This is a genomic window from Streptomyces hundungensis (genome assembly GCF_003627815.1).
Classification (GTDB): domain Bacteria; phylum Actinomycetota; class Actinomycetes; order Streptomycetales; family Streptomycetaceae; genus Streptomyces; species Streptomyces hundungensis_A.
Genome location: NZ_CP032698.1, coordinates 5,216,032 through 5,233,864 on the forward strand (window position 1 = coordinate 5,216,032; position 17,833 = coordinate 5,233,864).

Consider the following 17,833-nt stretch of genomic DNA (forward strand, 5'->3'; position numbering starts at 1 on the left):
CATCAGCTCCCGGGTGTTTCGTAGCCGGGAATGCCTGCGGCGCGCGCCAGTTCCATGTCGAGGGCCTCGCGGCGGATCCGCTGGTCGATGTAGAGCAGGACGCTGACGCCGGCCACGATGGGGTAGGTGATCGCGGACCCGATCACGGCTCCCACGCCGGAGATGATCAGGTAGGGCCAGCTGAAATCGGGGGTGTTTCCGTCGAGGAGGCTGCGAAGGGAGTTGCTGTCCGCCGCGGCCGCACCGAAGGTGAACGGCATCATGATGATCATCGAGACGATGGAGACCAGGACGGACGTCAGCAGGGTGACGCCCAGGATGCGCCACCAGGAGCCGTTGACCAGCTTCGCGGAGCGGCGCAGGGACTGGACGATGCTCTGCCGTTCCAGCATCAGGGCCGGGGCGGCGAGGCAGAAGCGGATGTAGAGCCACAGCGCGACCACGGACGTGGCCAGACCGCCGAGCACGGCCAGCGCGGCGCCGCCGGCCCCGCCGAGGAGCGCCCCGGGCAGCACGCCGATGGCGATGATTCCGCCGCACATGACGAACACGAGGGCCAGCAGACCGAGCAGGCTCAGCAGCCGGGGGCGGGCCTCGGCCCAGGCGTCGCCCAGGGACACCGGCCGGCCGAGCACGGAGCGGCTGACCACGATGGTCAGCACGGCCGTCGTGAACAGCGTGGCGAACTGACCGATGATCAGGGGCGGAACGAGGTCGACCAGGCCGGACAGCATGGCGTCGAAGGCCTGGCGGACGGATTCGCTGCCGGTGGCGTCCGGGTCGAACGCGGTCGGCGTCGGCAGGATGAAGCGGGTGGCCAGGATCTGGGCGATCTGGGAGACCACGGCGACGACCAGGGTGAGGCCGAGAACCGTCCGCCAGTGGGCGCGGGCGCTGGAGACCGCGCCGTCGAGGATCTCGCCGACGCCCAGGGGACGCAGCGGGATGACGCCCGGCTTGGCGGCGGGCGGACGGCCGTAGTTCTGGTTCCAGTTGCCGCCCGGCGGCTGCGTCGGCACCTGTCCCCAGCCCGGGCCCTGCGGCGGTGTGCCCCAGCCCTGGCCCTGGCCCTGCTGCGGGGACGACGGGTCGGCGCCCGGCGAGGACCACTGGGCGGCCGGGGGCTGCTCCTGCGACCACTTGGAGGCGGCGCGGGCCCGGTCGTCCGAGGGCTCCGGTGTCGCGGGCGTGCCGGAGTGGTCACCGTCGGAGGGGGCCGATCCGGGCGAGGCCCAGCCCGGGGAGTCATTCACGGTCGTCCACCTCGTGGCTTGGTCGCGGAACCGGCTGCGCACGCCGGTTGCTTCGGGTTGGCTGCCATGGTGTCACGTGGATCCCGGCCAGTGACCGGCCCCCGTACCCCCCGTATCCCGCTGGCACCTTCTTTTGTCGGCTGCTTACGGGGCAGACTGGGCGGATGGCTGATCAGGACGTGCGAACCACCATGGGGCCCGGCCCCTCGGGAATACCGTCGCTGCGCTGGGACGAGCCACCGGAGGGGCCCGTGCTGGTCCTGCTGGACCAGACCCGGCTGCCCGCAGAGGAAGTCGAGCTGGTCTGCACGGATGTGCCGGGGCTGGTGCTGGCCATCCAGAAGCTGGCGGTACGCGGCGCCCCGCTGCTCGGCATCGCCGGGGCCTACGGGGTGGCGCTGGCCGCGGCCCGCGGCTACGACGTGGATGAGGCGGCGGCGCTGCTCGCGGGGGCACGGCCCACCGCGGTCAACCTGGGGTACGGGGTGCGGCTGGCCGCCGGGGCGTACCGGGCCGCGGCGGAGAAGGGCGCGGGACCTGCCGAGGCCGGGGCCGCGGCGCTGGGAGCCGCCAAGGCACTGCACCGTGCGGACGCCGAGGCCAGCGCCCGGATGGCGCGGCATGGGCTCGCGCTCCTCGACGAGCTGCTGCCGGGCGGCAGCCACCGCGTCCTCACCCACTGCAACACCGGCCGACTGGTGTCCGGAGGCGAGGGCACCGCCTTCGCGGTCGCGCTGGCCGCGCACCGGGCCGGCCGGTTGCGTCGCCTGTGGGTCGACGAGACGCGGCCGCTGCTCCAGGGCGCGCGGCTGACGGCGTACGAGGCGGCGGGCAGCGGGATGGCGTACAGCCTGCTGAGCGACAATGCGGCCGGCTCCCTGTTCGCGGCGGGGGAGGTGGACGCCGTCCTCATCGGCGCCGACCGCATCGCCGCCGACGGCTCGGTGGCGAACAAGGTGGGAAGCTATCCGCTCGCCGTGCTCGCCAAGTACCACCACGTGCCGTTCATCGTGGTCGCGCCCGTCACCACCGTGGATCTGGAGACCCCGGACGGCGCTTCGATCGAGGTCGAACAGCGGCCCGGCCAAGAGGTGACAGAGTTCACTGCGCCGCAGGTTCCGGGCAGTGGCTGGGGGTCCGGTTCCGGACACTCCGTGGCCCCGCTGGGGACCCAGGCGTACAACCCCGCCTTCGATGTGACACCGCCGGAACTGGTCACGGCGATCGTCACGGAGGAGGGTGTGCTGTCCCCGGTGACAGGCGGCGGGCTGAGGGAGCTGTGTGCCAGGTCACGCCAGGTAACGATTAGCTAATGGGATGATGACGTTTATGAAGGGACGCGTCCTTGTCGTCGACGACGACACCGCACTGGCCGAGATGCTCGGCATTGTGTTGCGTGGAGAAGGTTTTGAGCCGTCGTTCGTAGCGGATGGCGACAAGGCACTGGCGGCATTCCGTGACGCCAAGCCCGACCTGGTGCTGCTCGATCTCATGCTGCCCGGACGGGACGGCATCGAGGTGTGCAGGCTGATCAGGGCCGAGTCGGGTGTGCCGATCGTCATGCTCACCGCCAAGAGCGACACCGTGGATGTGGTGGTCGGCCTGGAATCAGGGGCCGACGACTACATCGTGAAGCCGTTCAAGCCGAAGGAGCTGGTCGCCCGGATCCGGGCCCGGCTGCGCCGGTCCGAGGAGCCGGCACCGGAGCAGCTCGCCATCGGCGATCTGGTCATCGACGTGGCCGGTCACTCGGTGAAGCGGGACGGGCAGTCGATCGCACTGACCCCACTCGAGTTCGACCTGCTGGTCGCGCTCGCCCGAAAGCCGTGGCAGGTGTTCACTCGAGAAGTACTCCTCGAACAGGTCTGGGGCTACCGTCACGCGGCGGACACCCGCCTGGTCAATGTGCATGTCCAGCGGCTCCGCTCGAAGGTCGAGAAGGACCCCGAGCGGCCGGAGATCGTGGTGACCGTCCGCGGGGTCGGTTACAAGGCAGGACCGAGCTGAGATGACCCAAGAAGCTGGGCGCAAGACGTCCTGGGGCGGCCGGTTGCTCCAGGACGGGGCGCCCGGCGGTCCGGTGCTGCGCCTCGTCGTGCGCTGGTTGCGGCGTCCGCTGCTGCCCGCCGCACGGTTGTGGCGGCGCAACATCCAGCTGAGGGTGGTCGCGGCCACCTTGCTGATGTCGCTGGGCGTGGTCGTGCTGCTCGGCTTCGTGGTCATCGGGGCGGTGCGCAACGGCCTGCTCGAAACGAAGGAGAAGGCGGCCGAGAGCCAGTCCGCGGGCGGGTTCGCGGTCGCCAAGGACAAGGCCGGCTCCCCGGTCTCCTCCGGCGACGACAGCGCCTCGGGCGGCCGGGGATCGGGTTCCTCGGTGAGCTGGCGCAACGACCTGGTGACCCAGCTCGCGAGCAGCGGCCAGGGCGCCTTCTACGTCGTGGCCCTGGGCTCGGCCTCCTCCGACTCGGACTCGGCCTCCAGTAACCGGGGGCCGCGCGCCTCCGGCTACGTCGACCCCCGCGCGAGCGTTCCCCAGAGCCTGCGGGACAACGTCGACGCGGGTGTCGGCGCGTTCAAGACGTACACCTCGATCAAGTTCACCGACGGCCAGGAAGCCGAGCCCGGGCTTGTCGTGGGCACCCGGCTCAAGGACGTCGACGGGCAGTCCTACCAGCTCTACTACCTCTTCCCGCTGGTCCAGGAGGAGAAGTCGCTCACCCTGGTCAAGACCACGCTGGCGACCGCGGGCCTGTTCGTCGTGGTGTTGCTCGGGGCGATCGCCTGGCTCGTGGTGCGGCAGGTGGTCACGCCGGTGCGGATGGCGGCCGGAGTCGCCGAACGGCTCTCCACGGGCGTGCTCAGAGAGCGCATGAAGGTCACCGGCGAGGACGACATCGCGCGGCTCGGCGAGGCCTTCAACAAGATGGCCCAGAACCTTCAGGTCAAGATCAACCAGCTGGAGGAGCTGTCGCGGATGCAGCGGCGGTTCGTCTCCGACGTCTCGCACGAGCTGCGCACCCCGCTGACGACCGTACGGATGGCGGCCGATGTCATCCATGAGGCGCGGGCCGACTTCGATCCGGTCACGGCCCGCTCGGCCGAGCTCCTCGCCGGTCAGCTCGACCGTTTCGAGTCGCTGCTCGCCGACCTCCTGGAGATCAGCCGGTTCGACGCGGGCGCGGCCGCCCTGGAGGCCGAGCCGATAGACCTGCGCGAGGTCGTGCGCCGCGTGATCGAGGGCGCCGAGCCGCTGGCCGAACGCAAGGGCACCCGGATACGGGTGGCCGGCGACGAACAGCCCGTGGTCGCCGAGGCCGACGCGCGCCGCGTCGAGCGGGTGCTGCGCAACCTGGTCGTCAACGCCGTCGAGCACGGCGAGGGCCGGGACGTGGTGGTTCGCCTGGCGGCGGCCGGCGGCGCCGTCGCCGTCGCGGTACGGGACTACGGCGTCGGGCTCAAGCCGGGCGAGGCGACCCGGGTGTTCAACCGCTTCTGGCGGGCCGACCCGGCGCGCGCCCGTACCACCGGCGGCACCGGGCTCGGCCTGTCGATCGCCGTCGAGGACGCGCGCCTGCACGGCGGCTGGCTCCAGGCCTGGGGCGAGCCGGGCGGTGGCTCCCAGTTCCGGCTGACGCTGCCGCGTACCGCCGACGAGCCGCTGCGCGGATCGCCGATACCGCTGGAGCCGGAGGACTCACGGGCCGCCCGGGAGCGGGCCAGGACCGAGTCGGCGTCCTCACAGACGCAGGGCAACCGGCTCTCCACCGTGCCGACGCCCCGCCTGGACCGTTCGGCGCTGCCCGTGCCGCCCACGGCCCCGGTGCGCCCGCGCACCTCGGGACCGGGGGCGAGCCCCGCCGGGCTGCCCGGAGGCGGCGGTGGCCGGGTGGTGGCGCGGCTCCCCGACACGGAGCCGGGCACACGGGCGGGAAACGGGCGCGGGGACGGGCCGGGGGACGGCATGGCGAGCCCGGAGCGGCTCGCCGAAACGACTGACCAGGAGGGATCGGCCCGTGGGCGCTGACCGGGGGAGGGCCCGCGGCAAGCTGCTGGGGTCGGTGGTCGTGCTGGGCAGCGGTTCGCTGCTGGTGTCGGGCTGCGCGTCCATGCCCAGCAGCGGCGATGTGCACTCGGTGTCGGCGTCCCAGCGGGCCGATTCGCAGGTGCAGGTGTACGCCGTCCCGCCGCGGCCCGGGGCCGAGCCGAGCGAGATCGTCTCGGGCTTCCTGGAGGCCATGACCAGCGACGACCCTCAGTTCGCGATGGCCCGTCAGTATCTGACGCCGAAGGCCGCGACCGACTGGCGGGCGACCGAGGTCACCGTGCTCGCCGACGGACCCGACCCGCAGCCCACCCGGTCCGCCGACCGGGGCGCGGACGCGAACGGCTTCACCTTCACGGTCTCCGGCAAGCGCGTCGCCGTCATCGACAAGCACCACGCCTATCTGCCGACCGCGCCGCAGGAGGCCTACACCCAGACCATTCACCTGGTGCGCCAGAGCGGTGGCGACGGAACGGGCCGGGAGTGGCGCATCGACGCGCTGCCGGAGGGGCTGCTGCTCGGCCAGTCCGACTTCCAGCGCATCTACCGCTCCGTGAACAAGTACTACTTCGCGGCGGGGCAGGACCGTCTCGTCGCCGACCCGGTGTACGTGCGCCAGCGCACGGACCCCGAGACGCAGATGAACCTGATCGCGCAGACGGTGCAGTCGGTCCTGGACGGCCCGACGAACTGGCTGAAACCCGTGGTCGCCTCGAAGTTTCCCTCGGGGACGGCGCTGAAGGGCGACACCAAGACGCTCGCCCTGGACGACCGCAACGCCCTGAAGGTGCCGCTGAACGACCGGGCCTCCAACGCCGACGAGGCGCAGTGCAAGCGCATGGCGGCCCAACTCCTGTTCACCTTGCGGGACTTGACGACGGCACGGGTCGGCCAGGTGGAGCTCGACCGCTCCAACGGCTCCCAGCTCTGTGTGCTCAGCGGCGACCAGGCAGAGACGTACGCGCCCGACCGGATGTCGACCAGTCCCGGCCAGTACTTCGTGGACGCGGCCGGGCACGTGGAGCGGATGCGGCCCGACGCGGGCGGCTCGGGCGCCGCCTCGGACGGCTCCGACAGTTCCGACGGCTCGGACGCCTCGGTGATGACGGAGCCGGTGCAGGGCCCGTTCGGCAAGGGCGAGCAGCAGGTGCGTACCGTCGCGGTCTCGCGGGACGAGAAGCGCGCGGCGGGGGTGTCGCCGGACGGCAGGTCGCTGTTGGTGGCCCCGCTCGCCTCCGGGAGCGCCCTGGTGCGCACCCTGGTGACCAGCGACGACAAGAACGCGAAGGACGGCGGCCTCTCGGCGCCGAGCTGGGACGGGCGCGGCGATCTGTGGGTGGCCGACCGCGACGCGGCCAAACCGCGCCTGCTGCGCCTGGTGCGGGGCCAGGGGGAGCCGCAGACGGTCGACGTGGCCGGGCTCAACGGCGCGCGCGTCCAGCAGGTGCGGATGTCGGCGGACGGCGTGCGCGCCGCGCTGCTCGTGTCCGACGGCAGCCGTACGACGCTGAGGATTGGCCGGGTCGAGCGCAGTGGTGAGGGCGACAAGAGCGTGGTCTCGGTCGTCGAACTACGGCCCGGGGCGCCGCAGATGGAGGATGTGACGGCCGTGTCCTGGGCCGGTCGCAGCCGGCTCGTGGTCGTCGGCAAGGAGACCGGCGGGGTATCCCAGCAGTTGCGCTATGTGCAGACGGACGGGTCGACGTCGGCCGCCGGCACGCTGCCGAGCGTCAACAAGGTCACCGATGTCGCGGCCACCGACGACGACCGGATGCCGCTGGTGGCGCACTCGCAGGAGGACGGCATCGTCCGGCTGCCGCCCGGCGCGAACTGGCGGACGGCCGTCAAGAAGGGCTCCGCGCCCGCCTATCCGGGCTGACCCCCGCCTATCCGGGCTGACCGCCGGGGCTGTGGACGAGTTGTCCACAGGCGAGTTGTCCACAGGGGTGGCCGCCCACCGACCCCCTTGGCACAGTGGAGGCCATGCGGGGGTGGTGGCGGGAGTTCTCCGGCCTTGTGCTGCCGACCGCCTGCGGCGGCTGCGGCAGGCAGCACACGGCGCTGTGCGAGGGATGCCGGGCGGCGCTGACCGAGGCCCCCGCACGCCGGGTGCGTCCGGTGCCGGCGCCAGTCGGGCTGCCCCCGGTGTACGCGGCCGCGCCCTACGAGGACGCGGTGCGCGCGGTGCTGCTCGGCCACAAGGAGCGGGGCGCCCTCGCTCTCGCCGGGGTGCTCGGTCAGGCGCTGGCGGGTGCGGCGCTGGCCGCGGCCGGTTCCGCCCGTGGGGAGCGGGGGCCGCTGCTGCTGGTCCCGGTGCCGTCGTCGCGGCGTGCGGTGCGGGCCCGTGGACATGACGCGACCCGGCGCATGGCGCTGGCGGCCGCCGCCGAGCTGCGCCGGACGGGGACCGACGCCCGGGTGGCCGCGGTCCTGCGCCAGCGTCGCGCCGTCGCCGACCAGGCGGGCCTGAGCGCCCGCCAGCGGCTCGCGAATCTCTCCGGTGCTCTGGTGGTCGCGGGCGGCGGCGCGGGGCTGCTGGCGGGCGGTCAGGTGGTCGTGGTGGACGATCTGATGACCACGGGGGCATCTCTGGTGGATGCGGCGCGTGCGATCCGTGCGGCTGGGGTAGGCGGTCGTCACACGGACGCCTCCGGCGGTGGTCGGAGCCCGTCGCGGGAAATTCCGGGATTTCCCCGGGCGGGCGCCGGGCTCGGTCGCCGGGGAGCCGGATCGGTGGCGTGGGACGGCGACGTTCCGCGCCCGGTGGCCGCCGTCGTCGCGGCCACTCCGGAATCGTTCGCGATAAACCGGAACTGACCGAGAATCTGCATCGTTGCAGGTAGGGAGAGGGCAGGAGCACTCGAGTGGAGGTACGTGCGGGTAGCGGGTGCCGACAAGCGGCCGAGAGAGCTATGTTCGGTTGTGAGGAATGGCGAAAGCCCGTTCACTTAATGCACGGCTGAGCTTCGGCGCGTTTTCACTTACCCCCGAGTGGGTGGGGTGGGGATCTTCTCGACGGGGGAGGAGGTGATACGTCACCGAGTCCGACGCCCCGGCACTCACCGGGGTCTGGTGCAAAAGGGAGCAGCTCCGCCAGAGGCGGAGTGATCCGGGAACGGAGTTCTGCGTGGACATCGTCGTCAAGGGCCGCAAGACCGAGGTGCCCGAGCGGTTCCGCAAGCACGTGGCCGAGAAGCTGAAGCTGGAGAAGATCCAGAAGCTCGACGGCAAGGTAATCAGCCTCGACGTCGAGGTGTCCAAGGAACACAACCCGCGGCAGGCGGACCGCTCGGACCGGGTGGAGATCACCCTCCACTCGCGAGGCCCGGTGATCCGTGCGGAGGCGGCGGCGGCGGACCCGTACGCGGCGCTCGACCTGGCGACGGGCAAGCTGGAGGCCCGGCTGCGCAAGCAGCACGACAAGCGCTACACGCGCCGCGGCAACGGCCGTCTCTCCGCCGCCGAGGTCGTCGATGTCGTGCCGGGTGTCGCGGAGTTGAACGGAAACGGCAAGCCTGTGGACGCTTCGGACGAAGACCGCGTGCCCACCACCAGGATCGGCTCGCTCGAAGTACAGGGCGAAGGACCGCTGGTGGTGCGCGAGAAGACACACACAGCAGCCCCGATGACGCTCGACCAGGCGCTGTACGAGATGGAACTGGTCGGGCACGACTTCTATCTGTTCGTCGACTCGGAAACCAAGCACCCCAGCGTCGTCTACCGGCGACACGCCTACGACTACGGCGTCATCCGCCTGGAGAGCGACCCCCTCTCCGGTGAGGACGCGAGCGGCGCGGGCGGTGCGCTGGGCGGCTGAGGCCCGCCCGGAAGGCTTGCGAACAAATCGTCGGCCGGCGCGCTGAACGTCTGAGAACGGCGCTCCGTACCCACGAGTGAAGGTGCCCCTGGAAGCCCTGTGCGCCCCCAGGGGCACCACCGTGCCACCACGGGAACACCCTTCTGTCGGCCAGGCATGAAATCATGGCGTCGCACGCCAACCGCAGCTCCCTGGAGCGGGGTTGGTGCAGCACACCAACTCGGGCCACGGCCTTCAGGGGGAGGAACGATGGCGGACAGCTTCGGGCCGGTGCACGACGGTTCCTATGCCGACAGCCCGAACGGCGGTGACCGCGACTGCGGCATGGATCTCGGCGACCCGCGCAAGGAGCCGATCCGGGTCCTGGTGGTCGACGACCACGCGCTCTTCCGCCGGGGCCTTGAGATCGTGCTGGCCGCCGAGGAGGACATCCAGGTCGTCGGCGAGGCCGGGGACGGCGCGGAAGCGGTGGACAAGGCGGCCGACCTGCTGCCGGACATCGTGCTGATGGACGTACGGATGCCTCGCCGTGGCGGCATCGAGGCCTGCACCTCCATCAAGGAGGTGGCCCCCAGCGCGAAGATCATCATGCTGACGATCAGTGACGAGGAGGCCGACCTCTACGACGCGATCAAGGCGGGCGCGACCGGCTATCTCCTCAAGGAGATCTCCACCGACGAGGTCTCGACCGCGATCCGGGCGGTGGCCGACGGCCAGTCGCAGATCAGCCCCTCGATGGCCTCCAAGCTGCTCACCGAGTTCAAGTCGATGATCCAGCGCACCGACGAGCGCCGCCTGGTGCCGGCGCCCCGGCTCACCGACCGTGAGTTGGAGGTGCTCAAACTGGTCGCCACGGGGATGAACAACCGTGACATCGCCAAGCAGTTGTTCATCTCCGAGAACACCGTGAAGAACCATGTGCGCAACATCCTGGAGAAGCTTCAGCTGCACTCCCGGATGGAGGCGGTGGTCTACGCGATGCGCGAGAAGATCCTGGAGATCAGATAGCCAGCGCCTCGGTGAGCGCCGCCGCCTCCCGCGGTGTCCCGGCCCGCTCGACGCGTACGGTCTCGCACCCCACCCACGCCGCCGCCTCCAACAGGGCCTGCGCCATGGGCCGGACGGCCTTCGGCGAGGCCAGCGAGACCTGTTTGGCGACCAGGGTGCGGCCTTCGCGCGCCGGGTCCACCCGCCCCACCAGCCGCCCGCCGGAGAGCAGCGGCATCGCGAAGTACCCGTGAATCCGCTTGGGTTTGGGGACGTACGCCTCCAGGCGGTGGGCAAAGCCGAAGATGCGCTCGGTGCGGGCGCGGTCCCAGACCAGTGAGTCGAACGGGGACAGCAACGTGGTGCGGTGACGGCCGCGCGGCTCGGTGGCCAGCGCCAGGGGATCCGCCCAGGCGGGTTTGGACCAGCCTTGCACGGTGACCGGCACGAGGCCCGATTCGGCGACCACCGCGTCGAACTGCTCGCCCTTGAGCCGGTGGTAGTCCGCGATGTCCGCGCGGGTGCCCACGCCGAGCGACTGCCCGGCGAGCCGCACCAGGCGGCGCAGGCACTCGGCGTCGTCCAGGTCGTCGTGGAGCAGCGCGTCCGGAATGGCCCGCTCCGCCAGGTCGTAGACCCGCTTCCAGCCGCGCCGCTGCGTACACACCACCTCGCCGTACATCAGCGCCCGCTCGACGGCGACCTTGGACGCCGACCAGTCCCACCACTCGCCCTTGTTCTTGGCGCCGCCCAAGTCCGTTGCCGTGAGCGGGCCTTCGGCGCGCAGCTGCTTGATCACCTGCTCATAGGCGCCGTCCGGCAGCTCGTGCCCCCAGTGCGGCCGTGAGCGGTAGGCGCGACGGCGGAACGCGAAGTGCGGCCACTCCTCGACGGGGAGCACACAGGCCGCGTGCGACCAGTACTCGAAGGAGTGGCCACCGCCCCAGTACGCCTCCTCCACGGCCGTGCGGCCGACCGCCCCGAGGCGCGCGTACGGGACGAGTTCGTGCGAGCGGGCCAGCACCGAGATGGTGTCGAGCTGGACCGCGCCCAGGTGACGCAGCACCCCGCGCACCCCGCCCCGCCGGTCGGCCGCGCCGAGGAATCCCTGGGCGCGCAGGGCTATGCGGCGGGCCTCGTCGGCGGACAGTTCGGCGGCGGGAGGCGGGGAACTCGTCATGCTCCGCACGATAGTGGCCGCCACTGACAACGCGGCGGGGTGATCGGCTCCGGGCGGTCAGCCCCGCGCGGGAAGGTAGGGCAGGACGCCGGGCAGCCCCAGGTCCGAGGGGAGCAGGGCGCCCACCCAGGCGTCCCGGCGTACGCCCTGGTGCACGGTCGCCGAGCGCAGGGTGCCCTCCATGACGAAGCCCACCTTCAGGGCGACCGCCCGGGACGCCTCGTTGCCCACCTCGGCCCGCCATTCCAGCCGGTCCACCGCGGCCGCCTCGAAGGCCCAGCGGGCCGCCCTGGTCGCGGCCTCCACCATGTAGCCGCGGCCCCGGTGCTCCTTGGCCGTCCAGAAACCCAGCTCGGCGAGGCCCGGGCCGCGCCTCGTCACGCCGAGCATCGCTACCAGAGCCGTGCCGTCGGCAGTAAGTACTGCGAAGGTGTAGCCGCTGTCGTCGCGCCAGGCGTCCGGGGCCTGCGCCGAGGTGAAGCTCTCCGCGTGCTCGCGCAGATACGGCGAGGGGACGGTGGTCCAGCGCTGGATGGCGGGGTCCTGGCAAGCGGCATGGGTGGCGTCGGCGTCCTCGGGCCCGACGGGGCGCAGCAGGAGGCGTTCGGTGGTCAGCGTCACGGGGTCCATCGCCCGATTCTGTGGGGCCGTGGCCGCGGCAACCACCTCATTTCGCCGCTGCCCCGGCACCTTCGGACAGTCCCGTCCGTTGTCGTGACAGCAGACCTCCCGGCGCGGCCGGGTCCTCGCATACGATGACCGTTGCTGTATCCACACCCATAGCCACTCGACCGCGCCAGGCCCGACCGGCAAGGAGACCAACCCCCGTGTCCGTCCTCTCAAAGATCATGCGTGCAGGCGAAGGCAAGATCCTGCGCAAGCTGCACCGCATCGCGGACCAGGTCAACTCCATCGAAGAGGACTTCGTCAACCTCTCCGACGCCGAGCTGCGTGCCCTCACCGACGAGTACAAGGAGCGGTACGCGGGCGGCGAGAGCCTGGACGACCTGCTCCCCGAAGCCTTCGCGACCGTGCGCGAGGCCGCCAAGCGCGTCCTGGGCCAGCGCCATTACGACGTCCAGATGATGGGTGGCGCGGCCCTGCACCTCGGGTACGTCGCCGAGATGAAGACCGGTGAGGGCAAGACCCTCGTCGGCACGCTTCCGGCCTATCTGAACGCGCTGTCCGGCAAGGGCGTGCACCTGATCACGGTCAACGACTACCTGGCCGAGCGCGACTCCGAGATGATGGGCCGGGTGCACAAGTTCCTCGGCCTCGAGGTCGGCTGCATCCTCGCCAACATGTCGCCCGCCGAGCGCCGTGCCCAGTACAACTGCGACATCACGTACGGCACGAACAACGAGTTCGGCTTCGACTACCTGCGCGACAACATGGCGTGGGCCCAGGACGAGCTCGTCCAGCGCGGCCACAACTTCGCGATCGTCGACGAGGTCGACTCGATTCTCGTCGACGAGGCCCGTACGCCGCTGATCATCTCCGGCCCGGCCGACCAGGCCACCAAGTGGTACGGCGACTTCGCCAAGCTGGTCACCCGCCTGACCAAGGGCGAGCCGGGCAACCCGCTCAAGGGCATCGAGGAGACCGGCGACTACGAGGTCGACGAGAAGAAGCGCACCGTCGCCATCCACGAGCCGGGCGTCGCCAAGGTCGAGGACTGGCTGGGCATCGACAACCTCTACGAGTCGGTGAACACCCCACTCGTGGGTTATCTGAACAACGCCATCAAGGCGAAGGAACTGTTCAAGAAGGACAAGGACTACGTCGTCATCGACGGCGAAGTCATGATCGTCGACGAGCACACCGGCCGTATCCTCGCCGGCCGCCGCTACAACGAGGGCATGCACCAGGCGATCGAGGCGAAGGAAGGGGTGGACATCAAGGACGAGAACCAGACCCTCGCCACGATCACCCTCCAGAACTTCTTCCGCCTCTACGACAAGCTGTCGGGCATGACCGGTACGGCGATGACCGAGGCCGCCGAGTTCCACCAGATCTACAAGCTGGGCGTCGTGCCGATCCCGACGAACAAGCCCATGGTCCGAAAGGACCAGTCGGACCTGATCTACCGCACCGAGGTCGCCAAGTTCGACGCGGTCGTCGACGACATCGCCGAGAAGCACGAGAAGGGCCAGCCGATCCTGGTCGGCACCACCTCGGTCGAGAAGTCCGAGTACCTCTCGCAGCAGCTCTCCAAGCGCGGCATCCAGCACGAGGTGCTCAACGCCAAGCAGCACGACCGGGAGGCGACGATCGTCGCCCAGGCCGGCCGCAAGGGCGCCGTCACCGTCGCCACCAACATGGCCGGCCGAGGCACCGACATCAAGCTCGGCGGCAACCCGGACGACCTCGCCGAGGCCGAGCTGCGCCAGGCGGGCCTCGACCCGGTCGAGCACGTCGAGGAGTGGGCCGCGGCGCTGCCCGCCGCCCTGGAGAAGGCCGAGCTGGCCGTCAAGGCCGAGTTCGAAGAGGTCAAGGAGCTCGGCGGCCTGTACGTGCTCGGCACCGAGCGGCACGAGTCGCGGCGCATCGACAACCAGCTGCGCGGCCGCTCCGGCCGCCAGGGCGACCCGGGCGAGTCCCGCTTCTACCTGTCGCTCGGCGACGACCTGATGCGCCTGTTCAAGGCCCAGATGGTCGAGCGCGTCATGTCGATGGCGAACGTGCCGGACGACGTGCCGATCGAGAACAAGATGGTGACGCGTGCGATCGCGTCCGCCCAGTCGCAGGTCGAGCAGCAGAACTTCGAGACGCGCAAGAACGTCCTGAAGTACGACGAGGTGCTCAACCGCCAGCGCGAGGTCATCTACGGCGAGCGCCGCCGCGTCCTGGAGGGCGAGGACCTGCACGAGCAGGTCAGGCACTTCATGGACGACACGATCGACGCCTACATCCAGGCCGAGACCGTCGAGGGCTTCGCCGAGGAGTGGGACCTGGACCGGCTGTGGGGCGCCTTCAGGCAGCTCTACCCGGTGAAGGTCACCGTGGAGGAACTGGAGGACGCGGCGGGCGACCGGGCGGGCATCACCGCCGAGTTCATCGCCGAGTCCGTCAAGGACGACATCTACGAGCAGTACGCCGCCCGTGAGGAGCAGCTCGGCTCCGACATCATGCGCGAGCTGGAGCGCCGCGTGGTCCTGTCGGTCCTGGACCGCAAGTGGCGCGAGCACCTCTACGAGATGGACTACCTCCAGGAGGGCATCGGCCTGCGGGCCATGGCGCAGAAGGACCCGCTGGTCGAGTACCAGCGCGAGGGCTTCGACATGTTCAACGCCATGATGGAGGGCATCAAGGAGGAGTCGGTCGGCTATCTGTTCAACCTGGAGGTCCAGGTCGAGCAGCAGGTCGAGGAGGTCCCGATCGCGGACGCCGCGCCCGCCGACGCCCCCTCGCTCACCAAGGAGGACACCATCCCGGCCGCGCGTCCGGAGATCCGGGCCAAGGGCCTGGACGCCCCGCAGCGCCCGGACCGGCTGCACTTCTCGGCGCCGACGGTGGACGGCGAGGGCGGTGTCGTCGAGGGCGACTTCGACAACGGGGACGACGAGCCGGCCCGCTCGGAGGCGGACGGCCTGACGCGCGCGGAGCGCCGCAAGGCGCAGAAGACCACGGGTGGCCGTCGCCGCAAGAAGTAGCCGGCGCTCGTACGCCGCCGAGGGGCCCGACACCGGGAAGGTGCCGGGCCCCTCGCTGTGCCGGGGGCCCTTCGCCATGCCGCGCCCCTCGCTATGTCCGGGAGGCCCCAAGCCTTCGCTCTGCCCGGCCCCGCTATGCCCGGACCCCCTCTCTGGTGGCCCCGCGCTGGGCCGGGACCCTTTCGTCGCCCAGCTCGACCGCGGCGCACCGCCAGCGCAGGTCGGCGCCGCGTTCCAGGCGGAAGGCCATGGCGCGCACCTGCTCGCCCGCCGCGATGCACGCGGCCGCCTCGACGATCCCGTGGGCCGGCGGGTTCGCGCGGCAGGACCGTACGACCGGGCGGACGCCGCGGGTGCGAAAGGGGGTGCGTGGGGCGAGCCGCACCAACTGCTCGTAGGCGTCCCCGACGGTGAGGCCCAGCATCCAGTGCACGGGGCGCTCACCGCTGAGGACGGCGAGCAGCTTCTGGGCGAACAGCTCGTGCGGGGCAAGCCGTCGCGGCCGCCGGATTCCGGTGCCGCCGGGCCTGCGCTGGTCGCCGCGTCCGGCCGGTCCTGTCGTGGTCCCGCTCATGGCTGCCGCCCCTTTCGATACCAGTGGGTAACTTTCGTTGGGGATCTTGTACGGGGGCGGCGACGGCGGCCGCAAGGACCGGAGCAGGGGCGTCGAAGGGTCGACAGGATTCACCTATCCGGATGAGCGGACAGGCCGTCTTCGCAGGTGAGAGCCGTCTGTACGGGTATGGACGCCGGGCGGTGCCGAGTGGGTACCGGCAGCTCGAAGGGGGACTCCCGCGCGTATCCTGAACGCGTCTCATTGACGGATGGGACGACGAGAAGAGAGCGGTCACCCATGCGCGCCTATGTACCCCTGACCATCTCCGGTCTCGCCACGGCACACGGCGCGGGAGAGCTCGGCCCCGGCCCGCTCACCGCGTACGCGGTCACGCCCGGGCTGCGCGAGTGGTACGTCTCCGACGACATCGAGGAGCTGGAGTACGCCGCGCTGAGCCGTGCCGCGGCCGCCTCGCTCCGGCTGCTCGCGGGAGACCCCGGCTCCGCGAGGCGCCGGGTCGTGGTCGCCGTGGACGTGCCGGACACCCTGGTGAGCGCCGACCCGGACAGCGCCCTGGACGCGAGTTCGCTGGGCGAGGTCAAGATCGCCTCCGCGGTGGCGCTGACCAGGGCGGCGGCCGTGCACGTGGACGCCGAGGACGCGCTGACCGATGTGACGGCCGCGGCCGACGCGCTCGGCGCGGCCGACCACGGCGACGACGACGCCCAGTTCGTCGTGGACGGCGCCGAGGACCACGAACTGCTCTGGTTCGGCGTGCAGGAGATCCCCAACCTCATCGCCTGAGCCGGCCCCCGCCCGTCCTCCGACCCTCTGACCGGCCCGTACGTCCGCGCGTGGTCGATTGTCAGTGGGGGTGGGTACCTTTTGGACATGGGGAACGACGGCAGGCAGGACACGGGGAAGCGCCCGGCGCATCTCGTCTGGGACTGGAACGGCACACTGCTCGACGACATCGCGGCGGTCATCGAGGCGACCAACGCCGCCTTCGCCGAGCTCGGCCTGCCCGCGATCACCCTGGAGCGGTACCGCGATCTGTACTGCGTGCCGATCCCCCTCTTCTACCAGCGCCTGATGGGCCGGCTGCCCACCGACGCCGAATGGCTGCTCATGGACGCGGCCTTCCATCAGCAGTACTGGGCGCGTGCGGATGCCTGCGGGCTCACCGAGGGCGCGGCCGAACTCCTCGCGGCCCGCTGGACGGCCGGGCACAGCCAGTCGCTGCTCTCCATGGCGCCGCACGCACACCTGGTCCCGATCGTGCGGCGGCACGGCATCACCGAACACTTCGTACGGGTCGACGGACGCACCGGCCCTTCGCACGGCAGCAAGGCGGAACACATGGTCCGCCACCTGACCGCGCTGCGGGCGGCGGACCCAGGGATATCCGGCGAGCGGATCGTGGTCATCGGGGACGCGGTCGACGACGCGGTGGCCGCGGCGGCGGTCGGCGCCAAGGCGGTGCTGTTCACCGGCGGCTCCCACAGCCGCACCAGCCTCGCCGCGGCGGGCGTGCCGGTGGTCGACTCGCTCGCCGAGGCCGTCGCCGTGGCGGAGGAACTGGTGAGCTGACCGCGCCGGTCCGCGAGCACCCACCCGCGGACGCTGCCCCCGCCCGACGCCCGACGCCCGACGCCCGACGCCCGACGCCCGACGCCCGACGCCCGACGCCCCGCGCCCACCCCCCTACGTCACCGGCGCCTTCGCCCGCAGCACCGTGAGGAACTCCCGCATCCAGCTGGAGTGGTCCGGCCAGGCCCGGGCGGAGACGAGCGTGCCGTCCACCACCGTCTCCGTGTCCTGGAAGGTGGCGCCCGCCGTCTGCACGTCCAGCTCCAGGGCGGGATAGGCGGTGACCCGGCGTCCGACCAGGCCGCCGACCGCCGCGGTCAGCAGCGGTCCGTGGCAGATCTGGGCGACCGGCTTGTCGGTGTCGAAGAAGGCCTTGAGGATCTTCCTCAGCTCGGGGTCGTTGCGCAGGTACTCCGGGGCCCGGCCGCCCGGGATCACCACAGCGGCGTACTGGCCGGGTTCGACTTCCGAGAAGGCCAGGTCGGCGGGCCAGGTGTAGCCGGGTTTCTCGGTGTAGGTGTCGAAGCCGGGCTCGAAGTCGTGGATCACGAACCGCAGCTTCTTGCGGGCCGGAGCCGCGATGTGGACCTCGTACCCTTCCTCGCGCAGGCGCTGGTAGGGGTAGAGGACTTCCAGGGATTCGGCGGCGTCGCCGGTGACGATGAGGATCTTGGCTGCCATGAGTGCACTCCCTCTCAGGGGGCTGGGGCTCAGCCGGCTGGAGCTCGATCGCACATGCGGGTTCCGTACGGCCA

General features: G+C 71.2%; 15 protein-coding genes. 10 read left to right on the plus strand and 5 right to left on the minus strand.

The annotated features are described in order from the left end of the window. Positions 1 to 2: 2 nt before the first annotated feature. Positions 3 to 1,253: a glycerophosphoryl diester phosphodiesterase membrane domain-containing protein gene (locus DWB77_RS23155; protein ID WP_120723074.1), complete on the minus strand. Its 1,251-nt coding sequence runs from the start codon at positions 1,251 to 1,253 to the stop codon at positions 3 to 5. A 164-nt stretch (positions 1,254 to 1,417) separates the two neighbouring features. Here DWB77_RS23155 and mtnA point away from each other — a divergent pair, with 164 nt between their 5' ends. From mtnA to DWB77_RS23190, 7 genes are all read left to right on the plus strand, one after another. Beyond that, positions 1,418 to 2,566, plus strand: a complete 1,149-nt coding sequence (gene mtnA / locus DWB77_RS23160; RefSeq protein ID WP_120723075.1) for an S-methyl-5-thioribose-1-phosphate isomerase — start codon at positions 1,418 to 1,420, stop codon at positions 2,564 to 2,566. Positions 2,567 to 2,570: 4 nt separating this feature from the next. Next, entirely contained in the window at positions 2,571 to 3,260 is a 690-nt protein-coding gene (gene mtrA, locus DWB77_RS23165) for a two-component system response regulator MtrA (RefSeq protein ID WP_189389435.1), read from the plus strand. A 1-nt stretch (position 3,261) separates the two neighbouring features. Beyond that, the gene (mtrB, locus tag DWB77_RS23170) at positions 3,262 to 5,277 is read left to right on the plus strand and encodes an MtrAB system histidine kinase MtrB (RefSeq protein ID WP_174248610.1); all 2,016 of its coding nucleotides are present in this window, start codon (positions 3,262 to 3,264) and stop codon (positions 5,275 to 5,277) included. Beyond that, on the plus strand, positions 5,267 to 7,174 hold the full coding sequence (locus tag DWB77_RS23175) for an LpqB family beta-propeller domain-containing protein (protein ID WP_428985140.1): 1,908 nt from the start codon (positions 5,267 to 5,269) through the stop codon (positions 7,172 to 7,174). Before mtrB ends, DWB77_RS23175 begins: the two co-directional genes overlap by 11 nt. Positions 7,175 to 7,278: 104 nt before the next feature. Further along, positions 7,279 to 8,112: a ComF family protein gene (locus DWB77_RS23180; RefSeq protein ID WP_120723076.1), complete on the plus strand. Its 834-nt coding sequence runs from the start codon at positions 7,279 to 7,281 to the stop codon at positions 8,110 to 8,112. A 310-nt stretch (positions 8,113 to 8,422) separates the two neighbouring features. Next, positions 8,423 to 9,112: a ribosome hibernation-promoting factor, HPF/YfiA family gene (gene hpf, locus DWB77_RS23185; RefSeq protein WP_120723077.1), complete on the plus strand. Its 690-nt coding sequence runs from the start codon at positions 8,423 to 8,425 to the stop codon at positions 9,110 to 9,112. A 249-nt stretch (positions 9,113 to 9,361) separates the two neighbouring features. After that, positions 9,362 to 10,120, plus strand: coding sequence for a response regulator (locus tag DWB77_RS23190; RefSeq protein ID WP_120723078.1), 759 nt, complete (start codon positions 9,362 to 9,364; stop codon positions 10,118 to 10,120). Here the strand turns inward: DWB77_RS23190 and DWB77_RS23195 are convergent. Beyond that, positions 10,113 to 11,279 carry a winged helix-turn-helix domain-containing protein gene (locus DWB77_RS23195; protein ID WP_120723079.1) on the minus strand — a complete coding sequence of 389 codons (1,167 nt, stop codon included), beginning with the start codon at positions 11,277 to 11,279 and terminating at the stop codon, positions 10,113 to 10,115. The genes DWB77_RS23190 and DWB77_RS23195 overlap by 8 nt on opposite strands. Before the next feature lie 57 nt (positions 11,280 to 11,336). Continuing rightward, entirely contained in the window at positions 11,337 to 11,909 is a 573-nt protein-coding gene (locus tag DWB77_RS23200) for a GNAT family N-acetyltransferase (RefSeq protein ID WP_120723080.1), read from the minus strand. A gap of 197 nt (positions 11,910 to 12,106) precedes the next feature. Between DWB77_RS23200 and secA the strand changes: the two genes are divergently transcribed. After that, on the plus strand, positions 12,107 to 14,932 hold the full coding sequence (gene secA / locus DWB77_RS23205; RefSeq protein WP_120723081.1) for a preprotein translocase subunit SecA: 2,826 nt from the start codon (positions 12,107 to 12,109) through the stop codon (positions 14,930 to 14,932). Between the two features lie 133 nt (positions 14,933 to 15,065). Here the strand turns inward: secA and DWB77_RS23210 are convergent, their stop codons facing one another. Next, on the minus strand, positions 15,066 to 15,506 hold the full coding sequence (locus DWB77_RS23210; protein ID WP_120723082.1) for an Rv3235 family protein: 441 nt from the start codon (positions 15,504 to 15,506) through the stop codon (positions 15,066 to 15,068). A gap of 279 nt (positions 15,507 to 15,785) precedes the next feature. On the opposite strand from DWB77_RS23210, the gene DWB77_RS23215 reads away from it, so the two are divergent. Next, entirely contained in the window at positions 15,786 to 16,292 is a 507-nt protein-coding gene (locus DWB77_RS23215) for a DUF6912 family protein (RefSeq protein WP_120723083.1), read from the plus strand. An 87-nt stretch (positions 16,293 to 16,379) separates the two neighbouring features. Next, on the plus strand, positions 16,380 to 17,078 hold the full coding sequence (locus tag DWB77_RS23220) for an HAD family hydrolase (protein WP_120723084.1): 699 nt from the start codon (positions 16,380 to 16,382) through the stop codon (positions 17,076 to 17,078). Between the two features lie 114 nt (positions 17,079 to 17,192). Here the strand turns inward: DWB77_RS23220 and DWB77_RS23225 are convergent, their stop codons facing one another. Beyond that, entirely contained in the window at positions 17,193 to 17,759 is a 567-nt protein-coding gene (locus DWB77_RS23225; RefSeq protein ID WP_120723085.1) for a DJ-1/PfpI family protein, read from the minus strand. Between the last annotated feature and the right edge of the window lie 74 nt (positions 17,760 to 17,833).